27 protein-coding genes and 1 pseudogene are annotated in these 26,980 nt (G+C 72.4%); 11 read left to right on the plus strand and 17 right to left on the minus strand.

The window, feature by feature from the left end; translation table 11 throughout:
* Positions 1-86 precede the first annotated feature (86 nt).
* Positions 87-1,814 carry an AMP-binding protein gene (locus ACZ4TG_RS28640; RefSeq protein WP_468167794.1) on the plus strand — a complete coding sequence of 576 codons (1,728 nt, stop codon included), beginning with the start codon at positions 87-89 and terminating at the stop codon, positions 1,812-1,814.
* 14 nt (positions 1,815-1,828) lie between these two features.
* Here ACZ4TG_RS28640 and ACZ4TG_RS28645 read toward each other — a convergent pair whose 3' ends face one another.
* The 3 genes from ACZ4TG_RS28645 to ACZ4TG_RS28655 form a co-directional block, all read right to left on the minus strand.
* Positions 1,829-2,281, minus strand: a complete 453-nt coding sequence (locus ACZ4TG_RS28645) for a GNAT family N-acetyltransferase (protein ID WP_468167796.1) — start codon at positions 2,279-2,281, stop codon at positions 1,829-1,831.
* Between the two features lie 47 nt (positions 2,282-2,328).
* Complete coding sequence (locus ACZ4TG_RS28650) at positions 2,329-3,081, minus strand: nucleotidyltransferase domain-containing protein (RefSeq protein WP_468167798.1); 753 nt, start codon at positions 3,079-3,081, stop codon at positions 2,329-2,331.
* Between the two features lie 89 nt (positions 3,082-3,170).
* On the minus strand, positions 3,171-3,689 hold the full coding sequence (locus tag ACZ4TG_RS28655) for an EF-hand domain-containing protein (protein WP_468167800.1): 519 nt from the start codon (positions 3,687-3,689) through the stop codon (positions 3,171-3,173).
* A gap of 324 nt (positions 3,690-4,013) precedes the next feature.
* Between ACZ4TG_RS28655 and ACZ4TG_RS28660 the strand changes: the two genes are divergently transcribed.
* Positions 4,014-4,577 carry a sigma-70 family RNA polymerase sigma factor gene (locus ACZ4TG_RS28660; RefSeq protein WP_468167802.1) on the plus strand — a complete coding sequence of 188 codons (564 nt, stop codon included), beginning with the start codon at positions 4,014-4,016 and terminating at the stop codon, positions 4,575-4,577.
* Positions 4,574-5,899: a maleylpyruvate isomerase N-terminal domain-containing protein gene (locus ACZ4TG_RS28665; RefSeq protein WP_468167804.1), complete on the plus strand. Its 1,326-nt coding sequence runs from the start codon at positions 4,574-4,576 to the stop codon at positions 5,897-5,899. The genes ACZ4TG_RS28660 and ACZ4TG_RS28665 overlap by 4 nt, the downstream gene beginning before the upstream one ends.
* Positions 5,900-5,998: 99 nt before the next feature.
* On the opposite strand, the gene purU is transcribed toward ACZ4TG_RS28665, so the two are convergent.
* Both purU and ACZ4TG_RS28675 read right to left on the minus strand, forming a co-directional pair.
* Entirely contained in the window at positions 5,999-6,871 is an 873-nt protein-coding gene (gene purU, locus ACZ4TG_RS28670) for a formyltetrahydrofolate deformylase (RefSeq protein ID WP_468167806.1), read from the minus strand.
* Between the two features lie 14 nt (positions 6,872-6,885).
* The gene (locus tag ACZ4TG_RS28675) at positions 6,886-7,332 is read right to left on the minus strand and encodes an SCO4402 family protein (protein ID WP_468168280.1); all 447 of its coding nucleotides are present in this window, start codon (positions 7,330-7,332) and stop codon (positions 6,886-6,888) included.
* 196 nt (positions 7,333-7,528) lie between these two features.
* Between ACZ4TG_RS28675 and ACZ4TG_RS28680 the strand changes: the two genes are divergently transcribed.
* Positions 7,529-8,812: an ABC transporter substrate-binding protein gene (locus tag ACZ4TG_RS28680; protein ID WP_468167808.1), complete on the plus strand. Its 1,284-nt coding sequence runs from the start codon at positions 7,529-7,531 to the stop codon at positions 8,810-8,812.
* Between the two features lie 90 nt (positions 8,813-8,902).
* Here ACZ4TG_RS28680 and ACZ4TG_RS28685 read toward each other — a convergent pair whose 3' ends face one another.
* Positions 8,903-10,471, minus strand: a complete 1,569-nt coding sequence (locus ACZ4TG_RS28685; protein WP_468167810.1) for a hypothetical protein — start codon at positions 10,469-10,471, stop codon at positions 8,903-8,905.
* A gap of 116 nt (positions 10,472-10,587) precedes the next feature.
* Positions 10,588-11,970, minus strand: coding sequence for a transcriptional regulator (locus tag ACZ4TG_RS28690; RefSeq protein ID WP_468167812.1), 1,383 nt, complete (start codon positions 11,968-11,970; stop codon positions 10,588-10,590).
* Positions 11,971-12,185: 215 nt separating this feature from the next.
* On the opposite strand from ACZ4TG_RS28690, the gene ACZ4TG_RS28695 reads away from it, so the two are divergent.
* The 3 genes from ACZ4TG_RS28695 (at position 12,186) to ACZ4TG_RS28705 (ending at position 15,478) form a co-directional block, all read left to right on the plus strand.
* Positions 12,186-12,863, plus strand: a complete 678-nt coding sequence (locus tag ACZ4TG_RS28695; RefSeq protein ID WP_468167814.1) for a bifunctional DNA primase/polymerase — start codon at positions 12,186-12,188, stop codon at positions 12,861-12,863.
* Between the two features lie 207 nt (positions 12,864-13,070).
* A complete protein-coding gene (locus tag ACZ4TG_RS28700; RefSeq protein WP_468168283.1) occupies positions 13,071-13,874 on the plus strand; it encodes an ABC transporter ATP-binding protein in 804 nt (267 codons plus the stop codon).
* Complete coding sequence (locus tag ACZ4TG_RS28705) at positions 13,871-15,478, plus strand: transporter (RefSeq protein WP_468167816.1); 1,608 nt, start codon at positions 13,871-13,873, stop codon at positions 15,476-15,478. Before ACZ4TG_RS28700 ends, ACZ4TG_RS28705 begins: the two co-directional genes overlap by 4 nt.
* Before the next feature lie 142 nt (positions 15,479-15,620).
* Here the strand turns inward: ACZ4TG_RS28705 and ACZ4TG_RS28710 are convergent, their stop codons facing one another.
* On the minus strand, positions 15,621-15,806 hold the full coding sequence (locus tag ACZ4TG_RS28710) for a hypothetical protein (RefSeq protein ID WP_468167818.1): 186 nt from the start codon (positions 15,804-15,806) through the stop codon (positions 15,621-15,623).
* A 357-nt stretch (positions 15,807-16,163) separates the two neighbouring features.
* Between ACZ4TG_RS28710 and ACZ4TG_RS28715 the strand changes: the two genes are divergently transcribed.
* Positions 16,164-17,477, plus strand: a complete 1,314-nt coding sequence (locus ACZ4TG_RS28715) for a serine hydrolase domain-containing protein (protein ID WP_468167820.1) — start codon at positions 16,164-16,166, stop codon at positions 17,475-17,477.
* Positions 17,478-17,499: 22 nt separating this feature from the next.
* Here the strand turns inward: ACZ4TG_RS28715 and ACZ4TG_RS28720 are convergent, their stop codons facing one another.
* The 5 genes and pseudogenes from ACZ4TG_RS28720 to ACZ4TG_RS28740 form a co-directional block, all read right to left on the minus strand.
* Entirely contained in the window at positions 17,500-17,856 is a 357-nt protein-coding gene (locus tag ACZ4TG_RS28720; RefSeq protein ID WP_468167822.1) for a maleylpyruvate isomerase N-terminal domain-containing protein, read from the minus strand.
* Positions 17,857-17,940: 84 nt separating this feature from the next.
* A pseudogene (locus tag ACZ4TG_RS28725) lies at positions 17,941-18,234 on the minus strand (transposase); the annotation flags it as partial.
* 48 nt (positions 18,235-18,282) lie between these two features.
* Positions 18,283-19,134 (minus strand): alpha/beta fold hydrolase, encoded by an 852-nt coding sequence (locus ACZ4TG_RS28730; protein WP_468167824.1) that lies wholly within the window; start codon positions 19,132-19,134, stop codon positions 18,283-18,285.
* Complete coding sequence (locus ACZ4TG_RS28735; protein WP_468167826.1) at positions 19,131-19,586, minus strand: MarR family winged helix-turn-helix transcriptional regulator; 456 nt, start codon at positions 19,584-19,586, stop codon at positions 19,131-19,133. Before ACZ4TG_RS28735 ends, ACZ4TG_RS28730 begins: the two co-directional genes overlap by 4 nt.
* Positions 19,587-20,047: 461 nt before the next feature.
* Positions 20,048-20,512, minus strand: a complete 465-nt coding sequence (locus ACZ4TG_RS28740; RefSeq protein ID WP_468167828.1) for an ATP-binding protein — start codon at positions 20,510-20,512, stop codon at positions 20,048-20,050.
* Positions 20,513-20,728: 216 nt separating this feature from the next.
* On the opposite strand from ACZ4TG_RS28740, the gene ACZ4TG_RS28745 reads away from it, so the two are divergent.
* Together ACZ4TG_RS28745 and ACZ4TG_RS28750 are read left to right on the plus strand one after the other, a co-directional pair.
* Positions 20,729-21,553 carry a helix-turn-helix domain-containing protein gene (locus ACZ4TG_RS28745; RefSeq protein WP_468168286.1) on the plus strand — a complete coding sequence of 275 codons (825 nt, stop codon included), beginning with the start codon at positions 20,729-20,731 and terminating at the stop codon, positions 21,551-21,553.
* 11 nt (positions 21,554-21,564) lie between these two features.
* Positions 21,565-21,750: a DUF397 domain-containing protein gene (locus tag ACZ4TG_RS28750; RefSeq protein WP_468167830.1), complete on the plus strand. Its 186-nt coding sequence runs from the start codon at positions 21,565-21,567 to the stop codon at positions 21,748-21,750.
* On the opposite strand, the gene ACZ4TG_RS28755 is transcribed toward ACZ4TG_RS28750, so the two are convergent.
* Positions 21,734-22,633 carry an alpha/beta fold hydrolase gene (locus ACZ4TG_RS28755; protein ID WP_468167832.1) on the minus strand — a complete coding sequence of 300 codons (900 nt, stop codon included), beginning with the start codon at positions 22,631-22,633 and terminating at the stop codon, positions 21,734-21,736. The two genes, ACZ4TG_RS28750 and ACZ4TG_RS28755, sit on opposite strands and share 17 nt — an antisense overlap.
* A gap of 365 nt (positions 22,634-22,998) precedes the next feature.
* The gene (locus ACZ4TG_RS28760) at positions 22,999-23,691 is read right to left on the minus strand and encodes a metal-dependent transcriptional regulator (RefSeq protein WP_468167834.1); all 693 of its coding nucleotides are present in this window, start codon (positions 23,689-23,691) and stop codon (positions 22,999-23,001) included.
* A 234-nt stretch (positions 23,692-23,925) separates the two neighbouring features.
* On the opposite strand from ACZ4TG_RS28760, the gene ACZ4TG_RS28765 reads away from it, so the two are divergent.
* Positions 23,926-24,681 (plus strand): SIS domain-containing protein, encoded by a 756-nt coding sequence (locus ACZ4TG_RS28765; RefSeq protein WP_468167836.1) that lies wholly within the window; start codon positions 23,926-23,928, stop codon positions 24,679-24,681.
* A 10-nt stretch (positions 24,682-24,691) separates the two neighbouring features.
* On the opposite strand, the gene ACZ4TG_RS28770 is transcribed toward ACZ4TG_RS28765, so the two are convergent.
* Positions 24,692-26,038, minus strand: a complete 1,347-nt coding sequence (locus ACZ4TG_RS28770) for a PAS domain-containing protein (RefSeq protein ID WP_468167838.1) — start codon at positions 26,036-26,038, stop codon at positions 24,692-24,694.
* A gap of 132 nt (positions 26,039-26,170) precedes the next feature.
* Entirely contained in the window at positions 26,171-26,776 is a 606-nt protein-coding gene (locus ACZ4TG_RS28775) for a PH domain-containing protein (protein ID WP_468167840.1), read from the minus strand.
* Positions 26,777-26,980 lie beyond the last annotated feature (204 nt).

Consider the following 26,980-nt stretch of genomic DNA (forward strand, 5'->3'; position numbering starts at 1 on the left):
TAGCTCCGCCACCCCTGGACCGACAAGCGTCCGCGCTCTACGCTCTGCGCTGGATCTGACTCACCGTCAGCTAAAGGGGGTCCGGCATGGCGGACACGGGCACGGACGCGGACACGGGCACGGGCACGGGCGCGGGGTCGGGGGCGGGGGCGGGCGGGGACACGGGCAGGGCCACGGACGCGGGCGCTGCCACGGACGGCGGGCTGGAAACGGCCGCGGACAGCGGGCCGGAGACGGCCGCGGCGACCGACGCGGACGGCGGCGGCGCGCGGGCCACGGCCGTCCGGCTCAGCCGCTCCCGCACCCTCTGGGAGCTCATCGCCCGCCGCGCCGCCCTCACCCCGGACGCCCCGGTGCTCATCGAGGCCGCCGCGGACCCCGCCGACGACCGCACCCTCACCTTCGGCGAGCTGCGCGACCGCTCGGAGGAAGTGGCCGCGGGCCTGCACGACATGGGCGTACGCCCCGGAACCGTCGTCGCCTGGCAGCTGCCCACCCGCATCGAGACGGTGCTGCTCTCGGCGGCCCTGGCCCGCCTCGGCGCGGTCCAGTCCCCGGTCATCCCCTTCTACCGGGAGCGCGAGGTCGGCTTCGCGCTCCGCGAGTCCAAGGCGGAGTTCTTCGCCGTACCCGGCGTCTGGCGGGGCTTCGACCACACGGCGATGGCGCGGCGCCTCGGCGCGCGCGGGATCTTCGAGGCCTACGAGTCCCTCCCCGCGGGCGATCCCGCGACCCTCCCGCCGCCCCCCTCGTCCGGCACCGACGTCCGGTGGATCTACTGGACCTCCGGCACCACCTCCGACCCCAAGGGCGTCCTGCACACCGACCGCTCCCTGATCGCGGGCGGCTCCTGCCTGGCGCACGCGCTGCACCTGACCCCGGCGGACGTGGGCTCGATGGCGTTCCCGTTCGCCCACATCGCCGGCCCGGACTACACCGTGATGCTGCTGATGTACGGGTTCCCGGCGGTCCTGTTCGAGAAGTTCGCGATGCCGGACGCGCTCGACGGGTACCGGCGCCACGGGGTCACGGTCGCGGGCGGCTCGACGGCGTTCTACTCCCTGTTCCTCACGGAGCAGCGCAAGCAGCCGGGACGCAAGCTCATCCCCACGCTGCGCCTGCTGGCGGGCGGCGGCGCCCCCAAGCCCCCGGAGATCTACCACGCGGTGGTCCGCGAGCTGGGGTGCCAGCTCACCCACGGCTACGGCATGACCGAGGTCCCCATGATCACCATGGGCTCCCCGGACGACACACCGGAGAACCTCGCGACCACCGAGGGCCGCCCCCCGGCCGGCATGTCGATCCGCATCACCTCACCCGACGGGACCCCGCTCCCCTCGTCCGCGGACGGGGAGGTCCGGCTGCGCGGCGAGGCCGTCTGCCAGGGCTACCTGAACCGCTCCGGGGCGCAGGAGGTCTTCGACGCCGACGGCTACCTGATCACGGGCGACCTCGGGCACCTCACCCCGGACGGCCACCTGGTCCTCACCGGACGCGGCAAGGACGTCATCATCCGCAAGGGCGAGAACATCTCGGCGAAGGAGATCGAGGACCTCCTGCACCAGCTCCCCGCCATCGGTGACGTCGCCGTCATCGGCCTCCCGGACCCCGTCCGCGGCGAACGCGTCTGCGCCGTGGTCGAACAGCCCCCCGGAGCGGCCCCCCTGACCCTGGCGGAGGTCACCGCGTACCTGCGCGCCCAGGGCCTGTCCCCCCACAAGCTCCCCGAACAGCTGGAGCTGGTGGACGCGCTCCCCCGCAACGACGCCCTGCGCAAGGTGCTCAAGTACAAGCTCCGCGAGCGCTACGCCTGAGGGGCCCGGCCGGCTCAGTTCTCGATGGCGAAGCGCAGTTCGGGCCGCTCCCAGCCGATCTTCGGCGGCGAAGGCGGCACGGTTCCCACCCGTACGGCGCCGAGCTGCCGGTAGAACCGCTCGGCGGGCGGGTGCGAGACCACCCGCACCTCGCTCAGCCCGGCCTCCCTGGCCTGCTCCACCATGTGCTCGACCAACAGCCGCCCGATGCCCGACCCCTGCGCCTCGTCCGACACGAACGCCAGGTCCAGCTCGGGCGGATCGAGTACGAGCGCGTAGAACCCGAGCGGCTCGTCGGCGGCGTCGACGGCCACGAAGACCTGGTGGCGCGCGATGTACTCGCCGGTGACCCGGTACCCCTCGATGATCGAGGCGTACTTCCCCTCGTACGCCCGCGACGCGTGCATCAAGGCCGTGAGCTGCTCGGCGTCCCGCGCCTCGGCGGGCCTGACAGGTATGGACTCCATACCGGGAATTCTAGGACCGCGTGGTCGTTGCACCCATTACCGCGGCCCTACCGCGCCGCCGCCGCGGAATCGATGACGCCGTGCCAGGTCCTGCGGTACCCCTCGCGCACCGGCCCGCCGACCAGGTCCAGCACCCGCGCGGCCGCGCCCGCCAGGGCCGCCGGATCCCCCGACGCGCAGAGCCTCACGTGCCCGTCGAGCAGGGCCGCTCCACGCTCCGCATCCGCCTCCAGCAGCCGCCTCGGCAGCCACTTCCCGCCGCCCGACCAGGCGCGGTGGTGGTCCAGGAGCAGCTCCGCGGCCGAGGCCAGCACGTACCCGGCCACGGCCAGCCGCTCGACCGGGTCGGTGGCGTCCCCGAGGTCGTCCAGGGCGTCCGTGAGCCCGTACCGCTTCGTCTCGACCGTCGCGGGGCCCAGCGGCGGCGGGCCGTCGCGCAGGTCCGCCGCGGCCAGCTCGCGGGCGCGCGCGGCCTCCCCGTCCCGGTCCGTCAGGACGAGACCGGTGGCGTGCATGCTCTGCAGGACCGCGCGGCGTGCGGCGACGTCCGCGGCGAAGAGCTCCGCGAGACCGGCACGGGTGTGGACGAACAGCTCCACGACGCGGCCTTCGAAGCGGACCGTCTCGCGGAAGGTCTCGGCGCCGTCCCCGACGATCACCGCGATGTCCAGGTCGCTGGTCGCGGTCGCCCGGCCGGCGGCCGTGGAGCCGGCCAGCACGGCGGCGAGGGCGTCGGGGAAGCGGTGCCGTACGAGGCGTCGGGCCTGGCCGGCCGGGTCCTGGTCCTGGTCCTGGTCCATGCCGGTCATGGTTCCACGCACCGCGACCGGCGACGAGGGGGTTTCCCTGCGGCGGGCACCGGCCCGGTGCCCGCCGCCGTGGCGGGGTGTCAGGCGTCCGGGGCCTCGACGCCGCAGTAGCCCGCGAAGGCCGCCAGGATCTCGTCCTCGGTGATCCGGCCGTCGCCGTCCGCGTCGAGGGCGGTGGCCACCTGGCCGGCGAGCTCGGCCGGGGTGCCGAGCACGCGCAGCACGCGGGCCGCGGCCTGCGGGGTCGCGCCGCCGCCGTCCTCGTCCGCCACCGCGATCACGGCCCGCAGGAACGGCCGGGCGATCTCCGCGAACCGCTCGGGGCTGTCCCGCAGCCGCTTCGCCGCGCCGGTCACGAACTCCTCGCGGGAGACGCGCTGGTCCCCGTCGACGTCCGCGATCCCGGCCATGCCCTGCCAGAACGCCTCGGCACCACCGAAGACGGCCTGACCCTTGTCGGAGCGTGCCGTGGTACCGAATTCGGCCAGCACGGCCTTCGCGGCCGCGCTGAAATCCTCGCGGTCGATATAGCCGGACCCGTCCTGGTCGAAGGTGGCGAATCGGGCGGCGATCTTGCGCTCGTATTCTGCGCTGTCCATATTCGGCGTTCCGCCTTCACATGTGCGATGGGGTGCAGTTGAGGTGCAGTTCAAGACAAGGCAGGAGCGTAAGGCCTCGGTGGCCTGCGCGTTAAGCGAAGGGGTCAAGGAGGCGGCCGCATCGAACCCGCGCACGGGGAGCGCGGCGGGGCGCGCATGTGTGTGCCCATCGGCGTGCCCGTACGGGTGTCACGTGCCGGATCGCCACCGCCTGCAACGGCCCTAGCACGGAGGGCAGTTTTCCGGGGGCGGCTTCCCGCAAAACAGGCGCACATCACCATGTGCCCACTACATTCGATGAGTCGACACACGGCTGGGGGCACTATGCCGAAGGACGTACCACCGCGCTGGGACCGTCGTATGCAGCAGCGGCTCGCCCGCGGCGAGGCCGCCGCGCTCGGAGAGCTGTACGACCGGTTCGCCTCGCTGGTCCACAGCCTGGCGCACCGGGTGCTGGGCGACGAGAAGGGCGCGGACCGGATCACCCGCGAGGTCTTCGGGTACATCTGGGAGAACCCGGACGCCTACGACCCCAAGCAGGGCTCCATGCGTTCGTGGGTCGCCCGGATCACCCAGGGCCAGGCCGTGGCCCGGCTGCGCCAGGCCGAACTGGGTCGGGGCTCCCGCGAGGAGCTCGAGCAGAAGGTGCGCAGCGCCAATGCCGCCGCCCGCGCGGACTACATCGTCACCTCCATGCCGGCCCCGTTGCGGGCCGCCCTGGAACTCGCCTACTTCAAGCGGCGCGACTACCGGCAGGCCGCCGCCGACCTGCAGATCAGCGAGGACGAGGCGCGCCGCCGGCTGCGGCTCGGCCTCCAGCTGCTGTCGACCGCCAACGCCCTCCCGCGGGAGGGCACCTCTCCGCCCGGATATGGAACGCCCCGATGACCGGCCCCGCCGAAGACTTCCCCGAGGACTTCCCCGACGACGGATACGAGCGGCCCGTGAGCGGTTCGCCGCGGATACCGGGTCCGCGCGGGCCCGCCGACGACCTCGACCCGCGGCACGCCCCGGTCCCGGTCCCGGCCCCGGTCCCGCTGCCGGAGGCGGAGCCGCTGCCGGAGGCGGACCCGCTGCCCGGGACGGACGCCCGCAGGCCGCCCGAGCCGCCGCCCTCCCATGCCGTACTGAAGTCCCTGCTCGGGGCGTGGGCGCTGGCCGCCTGCTCCGCCGAGGAGACCCGGGCCGTGGAGGACCACCTCACGGAGTGCGCGCCCTGCGCGGAGGAGGCGCTGCGGCTGCGCGACGCGGTGGGCCTGCTGCACCCCGAGGAGACGCTGGACCTCAAGCCGCTGCTGCGCTCCCGGGTGCTGGAGGACTGCCTGGGCAAGCGGCCGGCCCGCATCCCGGTGCCGGTGTGGGCGACTCCGTACGACACGGAGACGGCGCGGCTCGACGCGCTGCTGCGGGACTTCGGCGACGCGGAGTGGCACACCCCGGTACGGCTCAAGTGGTTCGAGGAGGAGCGGCGCCAGTCCCGCCGGACCACGGTCGCCGGGGTGATCGGGCATCTGCTCACGGTGGACGGGCTCGTCGCGACGGCCCTCGGGCTGGACGACCCGCTGGGCCCGGACGCGCCCGCGGGCAGCCCGGCGGACCGTACGGAGCACTTCTGGAGCTCGTCGCCCTACCCGACGACCCGGCGGGTCCGCGAGCCGTGGCGGGAGCAGGGGCACACCCTGGTCCGTACGGTGTCCTTCGCGGGCCGCGGCGTCGCCGAGCTGGCGGTGGACTACGGGAACTTCGCCCTGCCGCTGGGGGACGCCTTCCTGGAGCGGGCCTTCGAGTGCTGGGTGCACGCGTGGGACATCGCGGAGGCGGTGGACTATCCGTACGAGCCGCCGTCCGCGCCGCACCTGCACCGCATCATCGACCTCGCGGCGCGGCTGCTGCCCGGCGCGCTGGCCGAGCGGCGGCGGACGGGGCTGGCGGCCCCGGCGCGCGGCCTGGTCGCGGCGGGCGCTCCGGGGCGGACCCTGCACCTGGAGATCGAGGGCGCGGGCGGGGGCGGCTGGGACATCGCGCTGGACTCCCCGGCGGCGCAGCCCTCCCCGGAGCACACGGTGGCGCACATCGCCCTGGACGGCACCGAGTTCTGCCAGCTGGCCGCGGGCCACATCTCCCCGGAGGAGGCGGCCGCGGGGCAGCACGGCGACCGTGAGGCCATCCGCGACGTGCTGTTCGCCGCGGCCTCCCTCAGCCGGCTGTAGGCCGGCCGGGGGCGGCGTCAGGGGTTCGGGGGCGAGGGGCCAGGGGCCAAGGGAGGCCGGGGCCGGGGCCAGGCCAGGGCCAGGAGCCAAGGGCCAGGGTCAGGCGAAGACCACCGTGCGGGTGCCGTTCAGCAGTACGCGGTGCTCGCTGTGCCACTTCACGGCGCGGGCCAGGGCCTGGCACTCCACGTCGCGGCCGACGGCGACGAGCTGGTCCGGGGTCACCTCGTGGCCGACCCGCTCGACCTCCTGCTCGATGATCGGGCCCTCGTCGAGGTCGGCCGTCACGTAGTGGGCCGTCGCGCCGATCAGCTTCACGCCCCGCGCGTGTGCCTGGTGGTACGGCTTCGCGCCCTTGAAGCTCGGCAGGAACGAGTGGTGGATGTTGATGATCCGCCCGCTCAGCTCCTTGCACAGGGTGTCGGACAGCACCTGCATGTACCGAGCGAGGACGACGAGCTCGACGTTCTCCGCCCGCACCAGTTCCAGCAGCTCGGCCTCGGCCGCCGCCTTGGTGTCCTTCGTCACCGGGATGTGCACGAACGGCACGTCGTAGGAGCCGACGAGCTCCTTGAAGTCGGTGTGGTTCGAGACGACGGCCGCGATCTCCACGGGCAGCGCCCCGATGCTGGAGCGGAACAGCAGGTCGTTCAGGCAGTGGCCGAACTTCGACACCATGAGCACGATCCGCATGCGCTCGTCGGAGCGGTGCATCTGCCAGTCCATCCGGAAGGAGTCCCCGATGGCGGCGAAGCTGGCCCGCAGCTTCTCCAGGGTGACCGGAGCGTCCGCCTCGAAGTGCACCCGCATGAAAAAGAGACCGGTGTCACGGTCGCCGAACTGCCGGCTGTCCTCGATGTTGCAGCCGGTCATGAACAGGTAACTGGACACGGCGTGCACAATGCCCTGCTTGTCCGGGCAGGACAGGGTCAGGACGTACTGCTGGGGCTGCTGCTGCGGGTCGTCGCTCATGACCCCACAGCCTTTCACACCGCGCGGGTGAGGATCCTCAGGACGTCGAGCGACCGGGGCGGCACGTCCGGGTCGTCGCCGTCCGCCGTCGCGAGCCGTACGTGGGCCTCGCGGGCGGCGCGGACCGCCTCGGGCCAGGCGTGGTGCTCCAGGTACGCGGACACGGGCGCGTCCGGTCCGACCTGGTGCAGGATCCGCAGCACCCGCAGCACGGCGAGGTCGACCACGGCCGCCTCACCGGAGTCGCGGAAGATCGTGCCGACGTACTTCTCCGCGGACCAGCTGTCGAGCCAGGTGTCCTCGACGAGCCGGTACACGGCGTCGGTGACGTCCCCGTACCCTTCGGCGCCGGTCAGCCAGATCTCCTCCTGGAACACCGGGTCGGAAAGCATGTGCAGCGCCGAGCGCACGTTGATGCGCCAGCGCCACCACGGCATGTCGTTGAGGGGCATGCCGCCCATGGTGGAGGAGCGGGCGCCGCGGCGGGAAGAGTTCTTCGAACCTTGGACGAATGTCACGCTTTCGATCGTACGTTCCCCCCTCGCGCGATCTTGAAGCACCTGTGCGTGACCGCCACCCGGTAGTTCACCTGGGCGTCACTCAATGTTGTGTGCACCTCACTCTTCAGTTCCCGTTGGGGCGGAATGGTGCGTGGACATGACCAACTGGATACGGACGGCAACCCTGACCCGCACCCTCGTCGCCACGGCGATGGGCGCGTGTCTCGTCGCCGGATGCGGGGTGCTCCCCGGGAGCTCGGGGGACTCGGGGGGCTCCGGGGGGACCCTGACGGTCATGACCTTCGGGCCCATGGGGACGAAGGCGACCAACATGCCCGGCATGCCCGGCATGGCCAAGGCGTACGAACGCTGGGTGAACTCCCAGGGCGGCATCAACGGCCACAAGCTGCGCGTCCTGACCTGCAACGAGAAGAACACTACGTCCGGCGCCGCCGACTGCGCCCGCGAGGCGATCGCGCAGAAGGCGATCGCGGTCGTCGGCTCCTACAGCCAGCACGGGCGCGCCTTCATGGCCCCGCTGGAGTCCGAGGGCATCCCCTTCATCGGCGGGTACGGCGTCTCCTCCGAGGAGTTCCAGAGCCCCCTGTCCTACCCCGTCAACGGCGGCCAGCCCGTCCTCCTCGCCGGCGCCGGCCACCAGCTGGGCCGGGCCTGCAACCAGGTGACCCTGGTCCGCCCCGACACCCTCGCCGGGGACTCCATGCCGGTGCTGCTCAACGCCGGCCTCAAGGCCAACAGGGTGCCGGACGCCGCCGACATCCGGGCCGCCGAGGACTCCGCCGACTTCGGCCCGCAGGCCCGCGAGGCACTGGGCAACATCGCCACCAACAAGGACAGGAGCTGCGTCACCGCCGTCCTCGGCGAACGCACCGAGACCTTCTTCGACGCCTTCCGCCGCGGCGACGCCCAGCGCAGGAAGGCGCAGATCTCCTCCGTGCTCGGCAGCGTCAGCCAGTCCCTGGTGGACCGCACCGGCGGCAGGGAGAGCCCCTTCGAGGGCGCGTACCTCACCAGCTGGTACCCGGTGGCCACGGACCCGCTGTGGGAGCCGATGCGCAAGGTGATCACCGAGCACGCCTTCGGGGACGACACCGTCGACCCCGACGACAGCGGGACGCAGACCACCTGGATCGCGTACTCCGTCCTCAACGAGGTCCTGCACCGCTTCAAGTCCGGCGAGGACATCACCGCGCGCAAGCTCAGCCGCACCCTCAACCAGGTCGAGAAGGTCAAGACCGGCGGCCTCACCCCCGACCTGAGCTGGCGCTACCAGGACCTGCGGGCCGTCGCCGGCTACCCCCGCATCTCGAACGGCCAGGTCAGCTTCCAGATCGTCCAGTCGGGCCGCCTCATCGCCCAGCCCGGCGAGCAGACCCTGGACATGACCCCGACCCTGGAACAGGCCCCGCGGGCGGCCTGATCGCGCCGCGGGTCCTCGTACGGTCCTCGTACGGCGCGAGTACGGCGCGCGTACGAGGACCCGCGGGGCGACGGCGGCGGCACTCCCGGCTCAGAGCTGGGACTTGTCCCGCTTGGTGAGGCCGTACTTGCCCGCGATGGAGTTCCACATGGCCGCGGCCCCCTCCTTCGCCTTCGTCGCCTCGCCGCTCGACTTGTTGCCCGCGGCGGCGTTGTCGGTGGACTTGGCCTTGCCGTCCTTGCAGTTGCCCTTGTCGTGGTTCACGTCGTCCGCCCAGGCCGCGTAGCGGTTGTCGGCGTCCGCCGAGGACTTCCAGGCCTTGGTGAGGGAGGCGGCCAGCTTCGCGTGGTCGGGCAGCTTGTCGATCTTGAGGTCCTGGAGCTTGGTGACCAGTTCCTCGCGCTGGCGCGCCGCGTTGCGCAGGTCGTCGGCGGCCGGCCCGAGGTTGTTGCAGACCTTGATGTCCTCGACCGCCTTGATCACCGCGGCCCGGCTGTCGTTGCTCTCCGCGAGCAGCTTGTCGAGCTGGACCGCCTGCGGGCGCGCCGGGTCGACCGGAGCCTCGCCCGCCGCGGCCGATCCGCCGGTGCCGGTCGGGGCGGGAGCGGGCGCCGCGCCCGGGTCGGTGTTCTGCGCCTTGCCGTCCGACAGCAGAGCCCCGACGCCCAGTCCGACCACCGCGAGGCCGATGACCACGGCGGCGATCACCCCGGGCGACACCTTGCGCCCGGACTCCTGCGGCGCGGGCGGCGGGAGGTGCTGGGCCTGCGGCTGGGGCTGGAACGGCTGCTGCGGCTGCGGCTGCTGGGGCTGGAACGGCTGCTGCGGTACCGGACGCCCGGGGCCCCCGGGGCCCTGGGCGCGCGGCGGATAGGGGCGCGGCGGCTGCTGGTGCAGCACCGGCTCCTGGATCGGCGGCAGGTGCTGGGTGTGCCCGGCGCTGTCGTCGTCGTTGCGGAACAGGCCGTCGAACCCCTCGGCCGCGTTCGGCGCCGGGCCGGCGGGCACGGGCGGGATGTACTGGGTCGCCGCCTCGGCGTGCGCGGGCGCGTCCGGACCCGCCGGGACGGGCGGGATGTACTGCGTCGCGTCCTCGCCCGGGCCGGGGCCCGCCGGGACGGGGGCGATGTACTGCGTCGCGTCCTCGCCCGGACCCGGACCCGCCGGAACCGGCGCGATGTACTGCGTCGCGTCCTCACCCGGACCCGGACCCGCCGGAACCGGCGCGATGTACTGCGTCGCGTCCTCACCCGGACCCGGACCCGCCGGAACCGGCGCGATGTACTGCGTGACGGCGTCGGGCAGCGGCGGGTAGCCGTACCCGTGCGGATCCCCGGGCCCTTCGAAGCCGGGCCCGACGACGTGCCCGGGCGGCGGGTAGCCGTACGCGGGCTGCCCCTGCGGCGGGTACCCGTACGCGGGCTGGCCCTGCTGGTGCTGACCCTGCTGCTGACCCTGCCGGCCCTGCTGGTGCTGCTCAGGCTGGTACGGCTGCCCGGGCTGCTGCTGGCCCTGCTGGGGCTGCGGCAGCGGGTAGTCCTCCTGCTGCTGCCCGTACCCCGGCTGGGCCGGGACCGGCTCCGGCTGCTGCGGGTAGGCCGGATCCGGACCCCACGGCGCCCCGGGCTGGGGGGCGCCCCCTTGTCCGCTCTGCGTCACCGGGAGACTCCTTCTCCGACTTGTCCGAACCTACGGAACCGTCGGGTCACGCTACCCGGTCATCCGCCGTCACCGGCAGGCCCACCCGGACCCGGCCCCTGCGGGAGGCCCCGCCGTCAGGCCGGCTGCACCTCCAGCCGCGCCCCGAACTCCCGCACCGCGGCCTCCTCCCGGTACGGCTCCAGCCGCGTCCGGAAGTCCTCCAGGTACTCCGCCCCGCGCCGCGAGCGCAGCGACCCCAGGAGCTCGGCGGCCTGCGTCGCCGTCTGGCAGGCCTGCTCCACCTCCCGCTGCTGCACCTGCGCGGCGGCCAGCAGCAGCATGCCGATGGCCCGGCGCCGGGCCTTGGTCTCCGGCAGGCCCCGCAGCGCCTCCGCCGCCCGCGCCGCCGCCGCGTCCGCCTGGCCCAGGTCCCGGTGGCAGTGCGCCAGTTCGTCGGCCAGGTACGCCCGGTCGAAGTGCCGGATCCAGGGCGGGTCGTCGCCCGACTCCGGCTCCGCCCGCTCCAGCGCGGTCACCGCCCGCCCGGACAGCACCGCCGTGGCCCGGTTGTCGCCCAGCAGCGCGTGCCCGCGCGCCTCCGCGGCGTAGAACATGGCCTCCACCCTCGGGGTGACCTGCCCGCGCGTGCCCTCCTGGGCGGCCCGCGCCAGCTGCGCGATCTCCCGCGGGTTGCCCAGTTCGGCGGCGAGGTGGCTCATGGAGGCGGCCAGTACGTAGCCCCCGTACGCGCGGTCCCCCGCGGCCTGGGCCAGCCGCAGCGCCTGGATGTAGTAGCGCTGGGCCAGGCCGGGCTGGCCGGTGTCCACCGCCATGTAGCCCGCGAGTTCGGTCAGCCGGGCCACGGCCGCGAACAGCGCCCGGCCCACCGGTTCCCGGTACGAGCCGCCGATCAGCCCGGACACCACGGAGTTGAGGTAGTGCACGACGACGGGCCGTACGTGCCCGCTGCCGAAGCGGTGGTCGAGGTCCTTGAGGGCCTCGGTGGTCGCCCGTACCGCCTCCACGTCGGACATCCCGACGCGCGAGCCGCCGCTGCGGGCCACCTGCGGGTCGGCGCCGGTGATCAGCCAGTCGCGGCTGGGCTCGACGAGCGCCGAGGCCGCCACGCTCGATCCGGAGAGGAAGTCGCGCCGGCCGACATCGCTGCGCCACAGCTCGCAGACCTGCTCGATGGCGCCCATGACGGTCGGGGAGAACTGCAGGCCGACGCCGGAGGCGAGGTTCTTGCCGTTGGCCATGCCGATCTCGTCGATGGTGACGGTCCTGCCGAGTTTGCGCCCCAGCGCCTCGGCGATGATGCCGGGCGCCCGGCCGCGCGGCTGCTGGCCGCGCAGCCAGCGGGCCACGGAGGTCTTGTCGTAGCGGAGATCGAGGCCGTGCTCGGCCCCGCACATGTTCACGCGCCGGGCGAGCCCGGCGTTGGAGCACCCGGCTTCCTGGATGAGCGCCTGCAGCCGTTCGTTCGGCTGACGGGCGACGAGAGGCCTGGCTGCCATTCAAAACCCCCTGAAGCCACGGGAGAGCGTTGGAATGATCACTTCCCGCCTGATGTGCGGAGAATCTTCCCCTCTGCGTCGTGTCGCTACCCACGGACCGCGCCCCGGCCTCCCACGCGCCCCCGTCCATGCATCAGTGCGCCCCGTATGCAGGATCGATGCTCCGCCCACGGGCTGGTTTACGCCCGTAACCCCCGCTGACCGCAAGAGTTGTGATGGGCGTGGAAGAGACCATCGGAGTCACGGAGACCGCACCCATCCCCAAGCAGCGCGGCGAGCAGCTGCTGGACCATGCCGTGCGGTACGCGGAAGAACGGCACTGGGACGTCTTCGCCGGCACCTGGCTGGAGGCGGGCGACGGCCGGGAGGTGTGCTCGTGCGGGGCCCCGGACTGCGTGGCACCGGGCGCCCACCCGGCGGTGAAGGACTGGGCGGCGCAGGCCACCGGCAGCGCGGTACAGGTCCGGCGGATCTGGGCGAAGCAGCCGGAGGCCTCGATCCTGATGCCGACGGGCCGCACGTTCGACGCGCTGGACGTGCCGGACGCGGCCGGTTTCCTGGCCCTGGCGCGGCTGGAGCGGATGGAGCGCACCCTGGGCCCGGTCACCCTCACCCCCGACCACCGGATGCTCTTCTTCGTCCTGCCGGGCGCCGGTGCGAAGGTGGCGGACCTGGTGCGCAAGCTGGGCTGGTCGCCCGCCGCGATCGACCTGACCCCGCGCGGTGAGGGCGAGTACGTCGCCGCCCCGCCGACCCGCTTCGGCGGCCGGGGCTCGGTGCAGTGGGCGCGCAAGCCCACTCCGGCGAACCGCTGGCTGCCGGACACGGAGGAGCTGATCGACGCGCTCGCGTACGCGTGCGGGAGCCATGCCCGGGACAACCGCACGGCCTGACCCGGTGCTCCTGCCCCGTGCCGGCGGGACCGACCGGGCCCGGCGGCGCCTACCCGACGGCCGGGCGGTCGGACAGATGTGGCGGGAAGTTCATGACATAAGTAACTGCTGCCGCCTCTCCCCCTCCTCCTATGGTGAGGAACGTACGACCACGGGGAACAGACGAGAGGCAGGCGCATGCCGAACCAGGGTGATGCGACGAAGAGCATGACGGACGGCGGGACAGGTGGTGCGCGACCCGCGCCGTCCGCCGCCGTGCGGGTAGAGGGACTGTGGAAGCGGTTCGGCGAGCAGGTGGCCGTGGCCGGCATCGACCTGGAGATCCCCGCCGGCAGGTTCATCGGGCTCGTCGGCCCGAACGGCGCCGGCAAGACCACGACACTGTCGATGATCACCGGCCTGCTGCGGCCCGACATGGGCCGCGTCCTCGTCGCCGGACACGACGTCTGGGCGGACCCCGTCGAGGTGAAGTCGCGGATCGGCGTGCTGCCCGAGGGCCTGCGGCTCTTCGAGCGCCTCTCCGGACGCGAACTCCTCGGGTACATGGGCCGGCTGCGCGGGCTGCCGGGCGAGGAGACCGACAAGCGGGCGACGCAGCTGCTGGAGGTCCTGGACCTGGCGGGCTCGCAGCACAAGCTGGTCGTGGACTATTCGACGGGCATGCGCAAGAAGATCGGCCTGGCGGCCGCCCTGCTGCACAACCCCGAAGTGCTGTTCCTGGACGAGCCGTTCGAAGGCGTGGACCCGGTGTCGGCGCAGACCATCCGCGGGGTGCTGGAACGTTACACCGCCTCCGGTGCGACCGTGATCTTCTCCTCCCACGTGATGGAGCTCGTCGAGTCGCTGTGCGACTGGGTGGCCGTCATGGCCGCCGGCCGCATCCGCGCCGCCGGCCCGCTGGCCGACGTACGGGGCGACGCGCCCTCGCTGCAGAGCGCCTTCCTGGAACTCGTCGGAGCGCACGACCGCGCCGCGGGCGACTCCCTCGACTGGCTCGGCGGCGCCCGATGAGCACCACCGAAGCCCCCGCCGTCCCCCTGACCTCCCTCTTCGTCCGCCTCAAGCTGTCCCTGCTGAAGAACGGCCTCAAGGGCTCCTCCAAGCGCAGGGCCGTCTGGATCAGCAACCTCGTCTTCGCGCTGGTGGTGGCCTTCTTCGTCACGCTGGGCCTGTCCCTGCTGCGCGGCAACGCGCACGCCGGCACCGTCGTCGTGCTGCTCGCCGCGATCCTGGCGCTCGCCTGGACCTTCATGCCGCTGTTCTTCCCGAGCGGCGACGAGACCCTCGACCCGAGCCGGCTGGTGATGCTGCCGCTGCGCCCGCGTCCGCTCGTACGGGCCCTGCTCGCCTCCTCGCTGGTCGGCATCGGCCCGCTGTTCACGCTCTGCCTGGCCGTCGGCTCGGTGGTGGCGGTCGCGCGGGGCGCGGCGGGTGTGGTGGCCGGTGTGGTGGCCGTCCCGCTGCTGCTGCTGGGCTGCGTGGCGCTGGCCCGCGCGGTGGCCACGGCCAACGTGCGGCTCCTGTCGAGCCGCAAGGGGCGCGACCTGGCCCTGCTCAGCGGCCTGCTGATCGCGATCGGCGCGCAGCTGGCGAACTTCGCCAGCCAGCGGCTGTTCCAGTCGGGCGGCCTGAGCACCCTGGAGCCGGCGGAGGCCGTGGTGCGCTGGCTGCCGCCGGCGACGGCCGTCGGCATGGTCGACTCGGCGGGCCGGGGCGACTACGGGGTCGCCGCGGCCCAGCTGGCCCTCACGCTGGCGGCCCTGGCCGGTCTCCTGTGGTTCTGGGAGCGCAGCCTCACGAAGCTGATGGTGACCCCGGACGGCTCCACGATCGCGGCGGCCAAGCCCGAGAAGGACCGCGGCAACGGCGGCGTCTGGTCGTTCCTCCCCGCGGGCCGCACGGGCGCGGCCATGCAGCGCTCCCTGCGCTACGTGGTGCGGGACCCGAAGACGAAGGCGGCCTGGGTGACCGCGCTGGCGGTCGGCATGATCGTCCCGGTCTTCAACGCCCTCCAGGGCACCGGCTCCATCTACCTCGCCTGCTTCGGCACGGGCATGGTCGGCGTCCAGATGTACAACCAGTTCGGGCAGGACACCTCGGCGTTCTGGATGGTCGCGCAGACCATCTCGACCCCGCGTGACGCCTTCGTCGAACTCCGCGCCCGTGCCTACGCGCTGGCCCTGGTCACCGTCCCGTACGCGATCCTCGTCACGGCCCTCACGGCCGGGCTGATCGGCAACTGGGCGGCCCTGCCGGCCGGCCTGGGCCTGTCGCTGGCGCTGCTGGGCTCGATGCTGTGCGCGGGGTCGGTCGCCTCGGCGCGCGCACCGTACTCCATCCCCACGGACGGCGCCTTCAAGAACGTCGTCCCGGGTCAGGCCGGTCTCGCCTGGATGGGCATCTTCGGCGGCCTGTTCGCCTCGGCCGTGATCTGCGCCCCGGTGATCGTGCTGACGATCGTCCTGGCCGTGGGGGACGACCAGTCCCTCAGCTGGGTGGTGCTGCCCCTGGGCGTCGCCTGGGGCACCCTGGCCACCTGGGCCGGCCTGCGCATCGCGGCCCCGACGGTGTCCCGCAAGCTGCCGGAGATCCTGCTGGCGGTCAGCAAGGGCTGAGCGTGCCGGTGGGCCGGTACGCGCGGCGGGCCGGCCTCCGCTCCCGGTGGGGAGTGGAGGCCGGCCCGTTTCTCGTGCGGGCCGGCTCAGGCGGCGGTCGGGAGCTTCGCGTCGGCGGGAGCGGCCTTGGCCGCGGCGGCCTTCAGCCAGGTGCCGGGGATGCCTTCCAGCGGACGCTTGTCGTAGCCGGGGCCGGTGAAGTGGCGTAGGTCAGCGGGACCGCGAGGCCGCCGGCCATCACGTACACGGGGGCGTCGGCGCCCGAGATGTGCAGCGCCGAGCCGTTGACCATCACGTACCGGGTCGCTGGCCGAGTGGTCCATGCCACGCGGCCGTTGGTGAGGGCGCGGGGGGCGGCATCCTGCAGCCAGGCGGTCGGACGCCCACGTCGGGGCGGGTGTTGTAGCCGTCCGCCGTCCAGTCGGCCGCGGAGATCAGCATGGAGCACCTGAACGCCCGCAGCCGCTTCGAGTTCGGCGTACGGGCGGTCCAGCGCGGCTGGCTCCCGAGCGCCGAGTAGCCGACGCGACGGGTCCAGGACGACTCTCGGGGGAGCGCCCCCGGGGGCCGCAATGCTAAAATGAGACGGTTTACCCCGTTGTTCCGTTTCAACCTCTTCGGCCCTGCCGCATCACCCCTCACCGTGCGGTACCGGACCGCCGAGCACGAGGGCTGTGACGCCGACATGAGGAACTCCCGAGCCGCCTCCCGCCGCACGCTCGCGCTGACACCGGCCGCGGCCCTGCTGGTCGCCGGGTTCGCGCTGCCCCCGGGGGCAGGCCCCCCGGCGCTGCCCGACTCCCCGCCCGTGACCGCGGCAGCGGCAGCGGCCCGCGCCCCCGACCCGAGTGCTTCGCCGACGTTGAAGCACATCGATCCGGCCGCGCTGCGGACCGCCGTGGAACGCGCGGCCGAGAAGCTCATGGTGCCCGGCGCGGTGGTCCTGCTCCGCACCCCGCAGGGCACCTTCCGCACGGCCGTCGGCACGACCGAGCTGGGCTCCGCCCAACCACCCACCACCGGCGACCACTTCCGGATCGCCTCCAACACCAAGACCATGACCTCGGCCCTGGTCCTCCTCCTCGCCCAGGAGGGCAGGCTCCGACTGGCCGACCCCGTGTCCGACTACGTGCCGGGCGTACCGAACGGCGAGCACATCACCATCGCTGAGCTGCTGAAGATGCGCAGCGGGCTCTACAACTACACCGACGCACCCGAGCTCTCGAAGTCCCTGGACGCCGACCCGGGCAAGGCCCGGACGCCGCAGGAGATGCTGGCGATCGCGTTCGGGCACCCGCCGAACTTCGCGCCCGACGCGTCCTACGAGTACAGCAACACCAACTACGACCTGCTGGGCCTGGTCGCCGAGAAGGCGGGCGGACGCCCCCTGGCCCAGCAGCTCCGGGACCGGCTGTTCACCCCGCTCGGACTGAAGGGGACCTCACTGCCCGCCGCCGACGACACCTCCCTGCCCGACCCCTACGCGCACGGCTACATGTACGGCGGAACGGCCTACGCGCTGATCGACCAGCCCTACCCGGCCGACGTGCAGGCGGCGGCCCGGTCCGGGAAGCTCAAGCCGCTGGACTACACCCACCAGAACCCGAGCTACGCCAACGCCGCCGGAGCCGCCGTCTCCACCGCGGACGACCTGGCCACCTGGATCCGGTCCCTGGTGACGGGCAAGGTGCTGGACCCCGCGTTCCAGAAGCAGTGGCTCGACAGCCCGCAGTCCGAGGGCCCGGACGCGCCCCCGGGGCAGGAGTACGGATACGGCATCGCCCACCAGCGCTTCGGCCCGAAGGCCGCCATGTACTACCACGGTGGTGAACTCCCCGGCTTCAACTCCTTCATCGGCCACGACCCGGACAACGACGTCACGCTCGTCGTCTGGACGAATCTGACCGTGGCGCCCGACGGCCGGGCCACGGCCATCGCCATGCTGCCCACCGTCCTCAACCAGGTCTACGCCGGCCTCGACCTCCCCGGCGCCTTCTAGCCGAGCCTCGGGGCGGGCGGGCTCAGCCGGACCAATGCGGGTCGCGCCCGGTGAACGCGAGGCCCCATGGCGTGGGCACGCTCTCGGCGTCCCGCCCCGACTCCCACGCTGCGGCAGCCTCCTCCAGCACCCCCGCCAGCTCCGCGACCGGATCGCCGGCCGTCGCGTCCGCCGGCTCGAAGGGGTCGCCCGCGGGTGCGGCGCCCGTGATCTGCACGACCAGCGCCTGCTGGTCCGGCCGCGCGTGGTTCAGCACCGGCCGCACCGTCCACTCCGAGCAGGGTGTCGGATTGGCCCAGTCGTCGGCGGGAACACCGCGCACGGCGGCCAGCAGGTAGTCGTGCGCGTCAGCAAGCAGTTTGAAACCGTCGACGGCCATCCGTCGCCCCCTGGCCTAAGGGCTGTCCCGTAAATGATCCCCGAGACGCTGCGGGCATGGCCGGCCGCGGTGCGGCCTGCTCTCCTATCCGGCGAGGGCGAGGTTGTGCATCCGGGCGATGCCGAGCATGGCGTGGTGGACGCCGTCGACTTTGAGGCGGCAGTCTCGGAGGATCTTCCAGGTCTTCATGTGGGCGAAGGCGTGCTCGACGCGGGCCCGGACCTGCTTGTGGGACTTGTTGTGTTCCTCTTTCCAGTCTGCGAGTCCGGCCTGGCCGCGCTCGCGGCGGTGCGGGATGACGAGTCCGGTGCCCGGGTAGCCGCCGTCGGCGATCGTCATGGTCTTGCCGACGGCGGCCTTGGCACCGGACTCCTGCTGGTGTCGGCGTACCCCCGAATGTGCTCACGCCGGTACAGGTGAACGTGCTCAGTTGAGGTCAGTCGTGGACGCGAGGAAGGATTCGACCGCGAGGTTGAAGGGTGCCGTGCTCTCGAGGTTGACCATGTGGGCCGCCGAGGCGAACCGTTGGTGCCTGGCAGCGGGAACGGCTCGGGCGATGGCCTGAGCGTTTGACGAAATGTCACTGCTGTCGAGTTCTCCGTCGAGAACCAGGGTGGGCACGCCGATGGAGGCCAGCCGGTCCGCCGCACCGACTTCTCTCGGCATCCCCGCCCCCAACCCGCGGGCGTGCCGCACGACATTGGCGGACGCCGACGCATGCATCCGCTCGCGCAGCGTGCGGCTGACCTGGGACGGTTCACGGTACGGCCCGTCCACCCACATCCGGAGAAAGTGCTCCACGAACCGCTGCGCTCCGCCGTCCGGGTCACCCATCACGGCCATCTGCTGTGCGGTGTGGTGCGCGACGTAGGGGTCGGCGAAGGGCCGACCGCTCACCCCGGGCGAGGCAAGGACCAGTGCCGACACAGACTCCGGATGAGCTATCGCCGTATCGACGGCGGTCCGCGCCCCGAGGGAAAGCCCTACGAGCGTGGCGCACGGGACATCGAGATGGGTGAGCAGAGCGTGCAGATCGTCATGGTTGGCGTAGTCCCCAGCCACTGTGGAGGAGCGTCCGTGGCCGCGGGCGTCATAGCGGATGACGCGGTACCCCAGGCTCGCGAGCCACGAGAACTGCTCGTTCCACATGTTCAGGTCGAGCATGCCGCCGTGGAGCAGTACGACGGGGGGGCCTTCGCCGGCCGACTCGCAATAGAGCTCGCCCGTCTCGACGGGTACGGTGGTGGCTGTGACCGCGTGTGTCCGCGCATGCGTCATCGTGGGTCGTCTCCTCGATCCGTGGGGTGCGGCGGGGCATCCTGCGCAAGGTCCTTGAACTCCTCGCCAAGGCGACGGAGCACGTGAAGAGCCGTCGTGACGTCACCGGCGGTCAGATCGGACAGCCGGCGCCGCAGTTCGGTTTCCTCGGCTTCCTGGATGCCCCTGATGACGGCTTCCCCTTTCGGGGTGAGCCGGATCAAGCGCGAGCGCCGGTGCTCCGGGTTCGGGGCGCTCTCGGCCAGCCCCAGGGCTGTCGCATCATTCACCAGACGCTGGACCGGCTGCCGGTCCAGCCCCAGCAGGCGGGCCAGTTGAGGAACCGTTCGGGGGCCGCCCCTGCCCAGTTCATCCATCACCGCATGCTGACCAGCTGTCATCCCCGTGCCCATCAGCTCCCGCTCCACGGCACGCACGACCGTGCGGTGCAGCGGCCACAGGCTGCGGATCACTTCGTACAGCAGAGGCCCCAACGGGGGCTCATCCTTCGTACACCCATCGACACTCATGATGTCATCATGACATCTTCTATGTCGATGTAGCCATAGGTTCAGAGCAGCAGAGCCTGAGCACGTTCACTCGTACGCGACTGCGCAGTTTGAGTCGTACGCCGACAGCTGGACGAACACGTCGTCCAGCTCTGGACCCCGCGGATCAAAGCTCTGGACGACCAGTACAAGGCCGTGACTATCGACGACGACGGTCAAGCACTCGATCAGTTCCACAGACCGCCCGGCCCCGACCTGTGGTGGTGGCGGCGCCACCCCCGCATCCTCACCGGAGACCTCGGGCGTTCACTTCGCTCGGCCGGTGCCATCGGCGCTGACCCGGACACGGCATGACCCTCAGCTTCGTGGGATTGCGGGACAGCTCTTAGCTCCATGATCGAAGGGTCACGAAGGCCGGTACCGGATCAGCCGTCCGGCCTTTCCCCGAGGAGGGCGGAGCCGGGCGCGCCCCAGGGCCCGCACTCCGCCCAGAGCATCTTGCCGCGGTGCGCCCCGTCCAGCCGGTACGAGCCGTAGCGCTCCGCGCAGAGCCGTACGAGGGCCAGCCCGCGCCCGCTCTCGGCACCGGGAGCCGCCGGCGGTGCGGCCTCGCTCCCGAAGGCGGCCGGGATGTCCGGGTTGCTGTCCCAGACCCCGACCCGGACCCGATCGGGGGCCATCGCCCGCAGCCGCAGCGCGCAGGGACCGCGGGAGTGCCGGTAGGCGTTGGAGACGAGCTCGCTGGCCAGCAGCTCGGCGGTGTCCGTCAGCGGCGCCATCCCGTGGCTGCGGAGTACGGCCCGCAGGGTGGAGCGGGCGATGCCGGCGGCCCGCGGATCGTGCGGAAGTTGGAGGGTGTAGGCCCAGGACGGAGTTACGGTTGCGTCCATGGAAGTCTCCGATCAAGGAGGAGAGTTGGACCGTGTGCGTGCGGTGCCCGGTGACCAGGTCGCTCCGTCGAGCGGGGTACTTCCAGGCTGCGGCCTGGGTCCTAAAGTAGCGGTTCGATGTCATGCGTTTCACGAGTTCGGCGTTATGGATTACATCGCCACTCGTGTGGGTGAAACCCCTGGCAGGGAGGCCCGTTGAGCACCGTGACGGCACGCATGCTCCGGTTCGGCGCCGAGCTGCGCAAACTTCGCGAGGGGGCCGAACTCAACGCCACCGAGGCCGCCAAGCTCCTGGGCATCCGGCAGACCCAGATCAGCAACCTGGAGGCGGGCCGCATCGGCGCGAGCCCCGAGCGGGTGCACGCGATGGCGGGGCTCTACGGATGCACGGACCGGCCGTACGTCGACGCGCTGATCGGCATGACCGGCGAGCGCAGGGCCGGTGGCTGGTGGGAGACCTACCGCGACACGCTCCCGGCAGCCTGGCTGGACCTCGCCGAACTGGAGCACCACGCACGCGAGTTGCGCGACGCGTTCATCGTGCACGTCCCCGGCCTCCTGCAGACCCCCGAGCATGCCCGCGAGATCTTCCGGCAGGCCGTCCCGGCGCTGCCGCCGCCCGACATCGAGCACCGCGTCTCGTTCCGCGTGAAGCGGCAGGCGGTGCTCTACGCGGACCAACCGACCCCGTACCAGGCGATCATCCACGAGGCCGCGCTGCGCATCGCCGTCGGCGGGCCTGCCGTTGCCGGGGCGCAGCTGAAGCACCTCCTCGCCATGAGCGAGCGGGATCAGGTCACCATCCGGGCGATCCCGTTCTCGGCGGGCGCGTTCCCGGGGTCCGGGCAGTCGATCTTCTACGCGCACGGCCCGGTGCCCCAGCTCGACACGGTCCAGCTCGACCAGTCCCACGGCGTGGTGTTCCTGGACGCGGAGGCCCAGTTGGCCAAGTACCGCACCTTGCTCGACCAGCTCGAAGCAGTGTCAATGTCACCGGAACGAACCCGCGACCTGATCGTGGCCGTCGCCCGGGACCTCTGAAGGGAACAGCCATGCCCGAACACTCCTGGCAGCGCTCCTCCTACTGCGCCGAGGGCAACGCCTGCGTCCACGTCGCCACCGCCCCCGGCGACCAGATCCTGGTCGCCGAGAGCGCCGACCCCCCGCCCCACCGCGTGCTGCGGACCACGGCGGGCGCCTGGGCCGCTCTGGTCGCCGGGATCAGGACGAGGTCCTGACCCCCGCCAGGAACGGCTCCAGCACCCCCCGCCAGGCGTCGGGCTGGTCGTAGTGGAGGTAGTGCCCCGCGTCCGGAATCTCCGCGTACTGGCCGGCGGGCAGGACCCGGACCATCTCCTGGGCCTCGGCGCGGCCCAGTTCGCCGTCCAGCCCCCGGACGACCAGGGTCGGGCAGCGGACCTGGGCCAGCTCCTCCCAGTGCGCGTCATGGACCCAGGTCTCACGGGCCGTCAGCATCTGGCGGCGGGAGAACAGCGGGCGCCAGCCGTCGGCGGCCTGGTGCATGACCTCCGCGAAGAACGCCCCGCGGCCGGGATCCGGGCGCTCGACCCGGGGGTCGTCCTCGCCGAACCAGCGGCGGGCGGCGTCCTGGGTGGGGAACGGCAGGGGCCAGCGGCGGAACCAGTCCTCCCACTCCCGCTGCGAGGCCTCGCCCAGGGCCGAGGCCCGCATGTCGCAGATGACCAGGGCCTCCACCAGCTCCGGGCGGCGGGCGGCGAGCTGCCAGGCGGTGAGGGCGCCCATGGAGTGGCCGATCAGGGTCACGGGGGCGAGGCCGAGCTGCTCGATGACGGACTCGGCGTCGGCCACGAAGGCCTCGCGGCCCACGGGGGACGGATGGGCGGGGCCGGCCGGCGGGCGCTCGCTCTGGCCGTGGCCGCGCTGGTCGAGGGCGATCACGCGGCGGTGCTCCGAGAGCCAGCGGGCGGTGCCGGCCCAGTGCAGGGCGCGGCCCATCAGGCCGTGGAGTAACAGGACCCCGGGCCGCTCCGGCTCGGCGGGCGCGGAGGGCTGCGGACCCGGGTCGCGGCCCGGTTCGAGGAATTCCCAGGCGGCCAGGCGTACGCCGTCGACCCCAGTCACATCGATGCGCTGTACCACCGCAGATGCACCCCCTTCGCTCCCGGCCAGAGTATCGAACCCGCATTCGAAAACGGCTCTCTCGCCAACAACACCGCTCTTTCGAGTGACCTTGCTCAAGGATTGGCCGCCGCTGCCGATGGAGATCCTTTCAACAGGGAGGCGGGCCGCTCGGGGAAGACGGTCCGAAGGGGATGACCTTGAGAGCTCGGGGCTCCAGGTCAGCTGGGGGAGGACCGGTCCCGGCGCCGCAAGGCGCCGGGACCGCCCACATCCAAGGTCATCATCGTCTCGTCATGCCCGGGGCGGCAGCCGGAGCACAGCCATGGTCAGGTCCATGGCCCTGTCCTACCTCGTACCCGCCAGTACTACGCCCGTACGGGGGATCAGCGCTTCGCCACGAAGACGTGCGAGGCGACCTCCGAGTCCAGCTCCGCCGCCTCTCCACCGCTGCCGACCAGCACCCCGCCCGGGGACTCCGTCACGCTGACCACCGAACCGGGCTGCACGCCCGCCCGGCGCAGCGTGTACATCAGCTGGGCGTCCGTCTGGATCGGCTCACCGATCCGGCGGACGATCACCGTCTTGCCCTCGGTGCCCGGGTCCAGCTCGGAGAGGCTGACCATGCCGTCCTCCAGGAACGGGTCCGCCTCGGCCTTCTCGCCCAGCTCCTCCAGGCCCGGGATCGGGTTCCCGTACGGAGACTCGGTCGGGTGGCGCAGCAGCTCCAGCACCCGCCGCTCCACCGCCTCGCTCATCACGTGCTCCCAGCGACAGGCCTCGGCGTGCACCTGCTCCCACTCCAGGCCGATGACGTCGACGAGCAGGCATTCCGCGAGCCGGTGCTTGCGCATCACGCGCGTCGCCAGCTTCCGCCCCTCGTCGGTCAGCTCCAGGTGCCGGTCGCTCGCGACGGCCACCAGGCCGTCGCGTTCCATCCGCGCCACCGTCTGGCTCACCGTCGGACCGCTCTGGTCGAGCCGTTCGGCGATGCGGGCGCGCATGGGGACCACGCCTTCCTCTTCCAGCTCGAGGATGGTTCGGAGATACATCTCCGTGGTATCGATCAGTCCGGACATTCGTGCCCCTCGGATTGCGTGCGCTGGCCCTGTCCCCAATTCTGACGCATCGCGCCGACAACCGTCCCGTGCCGGGCGCCAAGGCCTGTACCGGACATCGCGGGGTGCCCGTCCGTACGCCCCCCGTCAGGCCTTTGGTACCGGGATTGACGTTCGTATTGACACGCCCTTGGTACAGACCGCACGGTGAGCGGCGGACACGGACGCACCCCACCCTGGAAGGGCCATCGGCGTATGAGCGAGAGCAAGCTGGCCGGGCAGTTCTTCGACGCGGCCATCGGCCTGCTGGAGCGGGTGCGCGACGAGGAGGCCTCCAGGATCACCGAGGCGGGCACGGTCATCGCCGATGCCGTCGCGGCCGGCAAGCGGCTCTTCGCCTTCGGGGCCGGCCACTCCTCGCTGCCCGCCCAGGACGTGGTCTACCGGGCCGGCGGACTCGCGCTGATGAACTTCCTCGCCGTCCCCGGCACCGCCGGGATCGACGTCATGCCCGCCACCCTCGGCAGCGCCCTGGAGCGCGTCGACGGGCTCGCCGGGGCGGTCCTGGACAGCAGTCCGGCCGCCGACGGGGACGTACTCGTGATCATCTCCCTCTCGGGGCGCAACGCCCTCCCGGTCGAGATGGCCATGAACGCCCGCGCCATCGGGCTCAAGGTCATCGGGGTGACCTCGGTGGCGTACGCGACCGAGACCAAGTCCCGGCACGTCTCCGGCACCTTCCTCAAGGACCACTGCGACATCGTCCTGGACAGCAAGATCGCGGTCGGGGACGCCGAGCTGAGCATCGACGGCATCGACGCGCCCTTCGCGCCCGCCTCCACCGTCGTGACCAGCGCGATCATGCAGGCCGTGATGGCGGCCGCGGCCGGCGAGCTGGCCGCGCGCGGGCTGGAGCCCCCGCTGCTCCGCTCGGGCAACGTGGACGGCGGCCACGAGTGGAACGGCCGCGTGATGCAGGAGTACGGGGACCGGATCTTCTTCCGGCACTGAGCAGGACGGCCTAGGCCTGGTCCCGGCTCCGGGTCCGGGCCGCCAGGTCCAGGTCCGCGGCCACCCGGGCGGCGACCTCCTCCGCGTACAGCGCGTCCGCCCGCTCGAAGGCGGCTCTGGAGGGCCCGCGCAGGAAGGTCAGCGCGCCCAGGGTGCGACCCCGGCTGCGCAGCACCGTGCACAGCGCGTGCGCCGCGTCCTGCGGCCAGTGGCGGGCCCGCGCCCACGCCTGGGCGGGGTCGCCCGCCGGGGAACTGGCGCGCACCGGGCCGATCCGGTCGAGGGCCTGGAGCGCCGGGTGCATGGCCTGGTACCGCAGGGGGATCGCGCCGGGGCCCGGCAGCAGCAGCGTCTGCCCGGAGGCGGAGACGGCCGCCCGCACCAGGCGCCGCCTGCGGCCCGGGTCCGCCGCGTCCTCCGGTTCCTGGAGCAGGTCGACCAGCGCGTGCTCCGCGAACCCGGCGAGGGCGAAGTCCAGCCGTACGGCGGCCGCCTCCGCCGGGTCCTCGCATTCGGCGGCGGCCCGCCCGGCCCGGTGGAGCTGGTTGGACCGGAACCGCAGCTGCCCGGTGTCCAGCACGGCCTGCCGGGCCTCGGTGACGTCCTGGAACAGCCAGCCGACCCCGAGCGGTACGGGCTCCTCCGCGAGCGGCGAGGCCAGCCGCAGGAACCCGCACCGCCAGCACCGCCGCCGCACCCCCTCGGGCGTGCGGACCGACACCCACAGCTCCACCGGGGACGGCGGCGCCCCCTCGGCCAGCACGTGCTGGAGGGCGCCCTCCAGCTCCTCGACGCCCTGGGCCAGCAGTTCGCCGAGCGGCCGCCCGAGGAGCGCCGTGCGGCCCGATCCGAAGGCGCGGGCGGCGTGGGTGTTGACCACGGCGGGGCGCAGGTCCACGTCGACGAGGACGACGCCCCAGGAGGCGTCCTCCATGAGGGCCTCGCTGAGGGCGATGGAGCGCTCCAGGTCGATCTGCGCGTGGACCTCGCTGAACGCGCAGTAGACCCCGGCGGGCTTGCCGTCCGCGCCGGGGACCCCGGCGGACTGGGTCCGTACGAGGACCCGCCCGCCGTCCTTGGTGAGCAGCGCGAACTCGTTCACCTGCCGCCCGGGCACGTCCTGGGCGGACATGAGCCTGTCCTCCACCTCGTGCGCGTCGGCGGCCCGCACCGCCCAGCCGGCGAACCCGCGCCGGCCGACCGCCTCGGCGGCGGTCCAGCCGAGGATCCGCTCGGCCTCGCGGTTCCAGTGGGTGATCACGCCGTCGGAGTCGAACGCGCAGAGCGCGGCGTCCATCCCGTCCAGCAGCGCTGCGAGCAGATCGTCGGTGGTCTCGTTACGTCCGGAAGCACTCACCTGGCACCCCCTGCAGGTGTTCGCGTGTGCGGCACGTCAGATCATTGAACTGGAACGTGACGCAGCCCACACCCGCTTCCCGGAATCGTCCCGGTATGTACTGCGCCGGCGCCGCTCGGTGCCCGCGGACCCCTAGCCCGTGAAGATCAGGACCATGGCGACGACGAAGCCGAGCACCATCAGGCCGCCGCAGCCCCAGAAGACCCCCGTCAGCAGCCGGCCCTCGCGCACCGCCTGCCGCTCGATGCGGTCCAGTGCCTCGGGCTCCGGCTCCCAGTCCTCGCCCCGCAGCTGCTCCCACGCGGCGCGCAGGGCGGCGATCTCGCGGCCGACGTCCACGTGGTTGTCGTCCACGTACATCAGCTGGACGCGGCGCCCCGCGTAGTCGTAGGCGTACGAGATGACGTTCGGCTGGTTCTTCGCCATGTGCGCGCTCGGGTTCGGCACGGCGCGGATGTCCTGGACGTCCTCCCAGGCCAGCCGGCGGCTGCCGGTGAAGCGGCGGACCCGTATCCCCTTGAGGTCCGCGGAGGTGGAGCAGCGTTTCGCGGCGACCACCAGCCAGCCGAAGAAGGTCAGGACCACGCCGATGACCAGCACTTTCACCCAGCCCGGGGTGTCGTCCAGGTTCAGTACCGACAGCAGCACGCCCGGCGTGCCGATGCCGACGGCGACGTAGACCCCGGCCATCTGCTCCGACCGGACCCGGTAGTCGCGCGGCAGTAGCTGCGCACTCATGGCACCCCTCCCCCGATTCCCCGCGCGGGACGGCCAGTGTAGGAAGCAACCCGGCCCGCAGAAAGGGCAGTTGCGGGGCGCGGATAAATAAGTTGAGGGACCCGGGAAGCGGTCGTAGGCTCTGCCGTACACGAGAAGGGAGGTGGTTCCCGAAATGTACGGAAACCGGACGCGTGAGGTGGCTGCGGGCTAAAGCGCCCGTCG

The organism is Streptomyces sp. NPDC028314 (assembly GCF_055565795.1).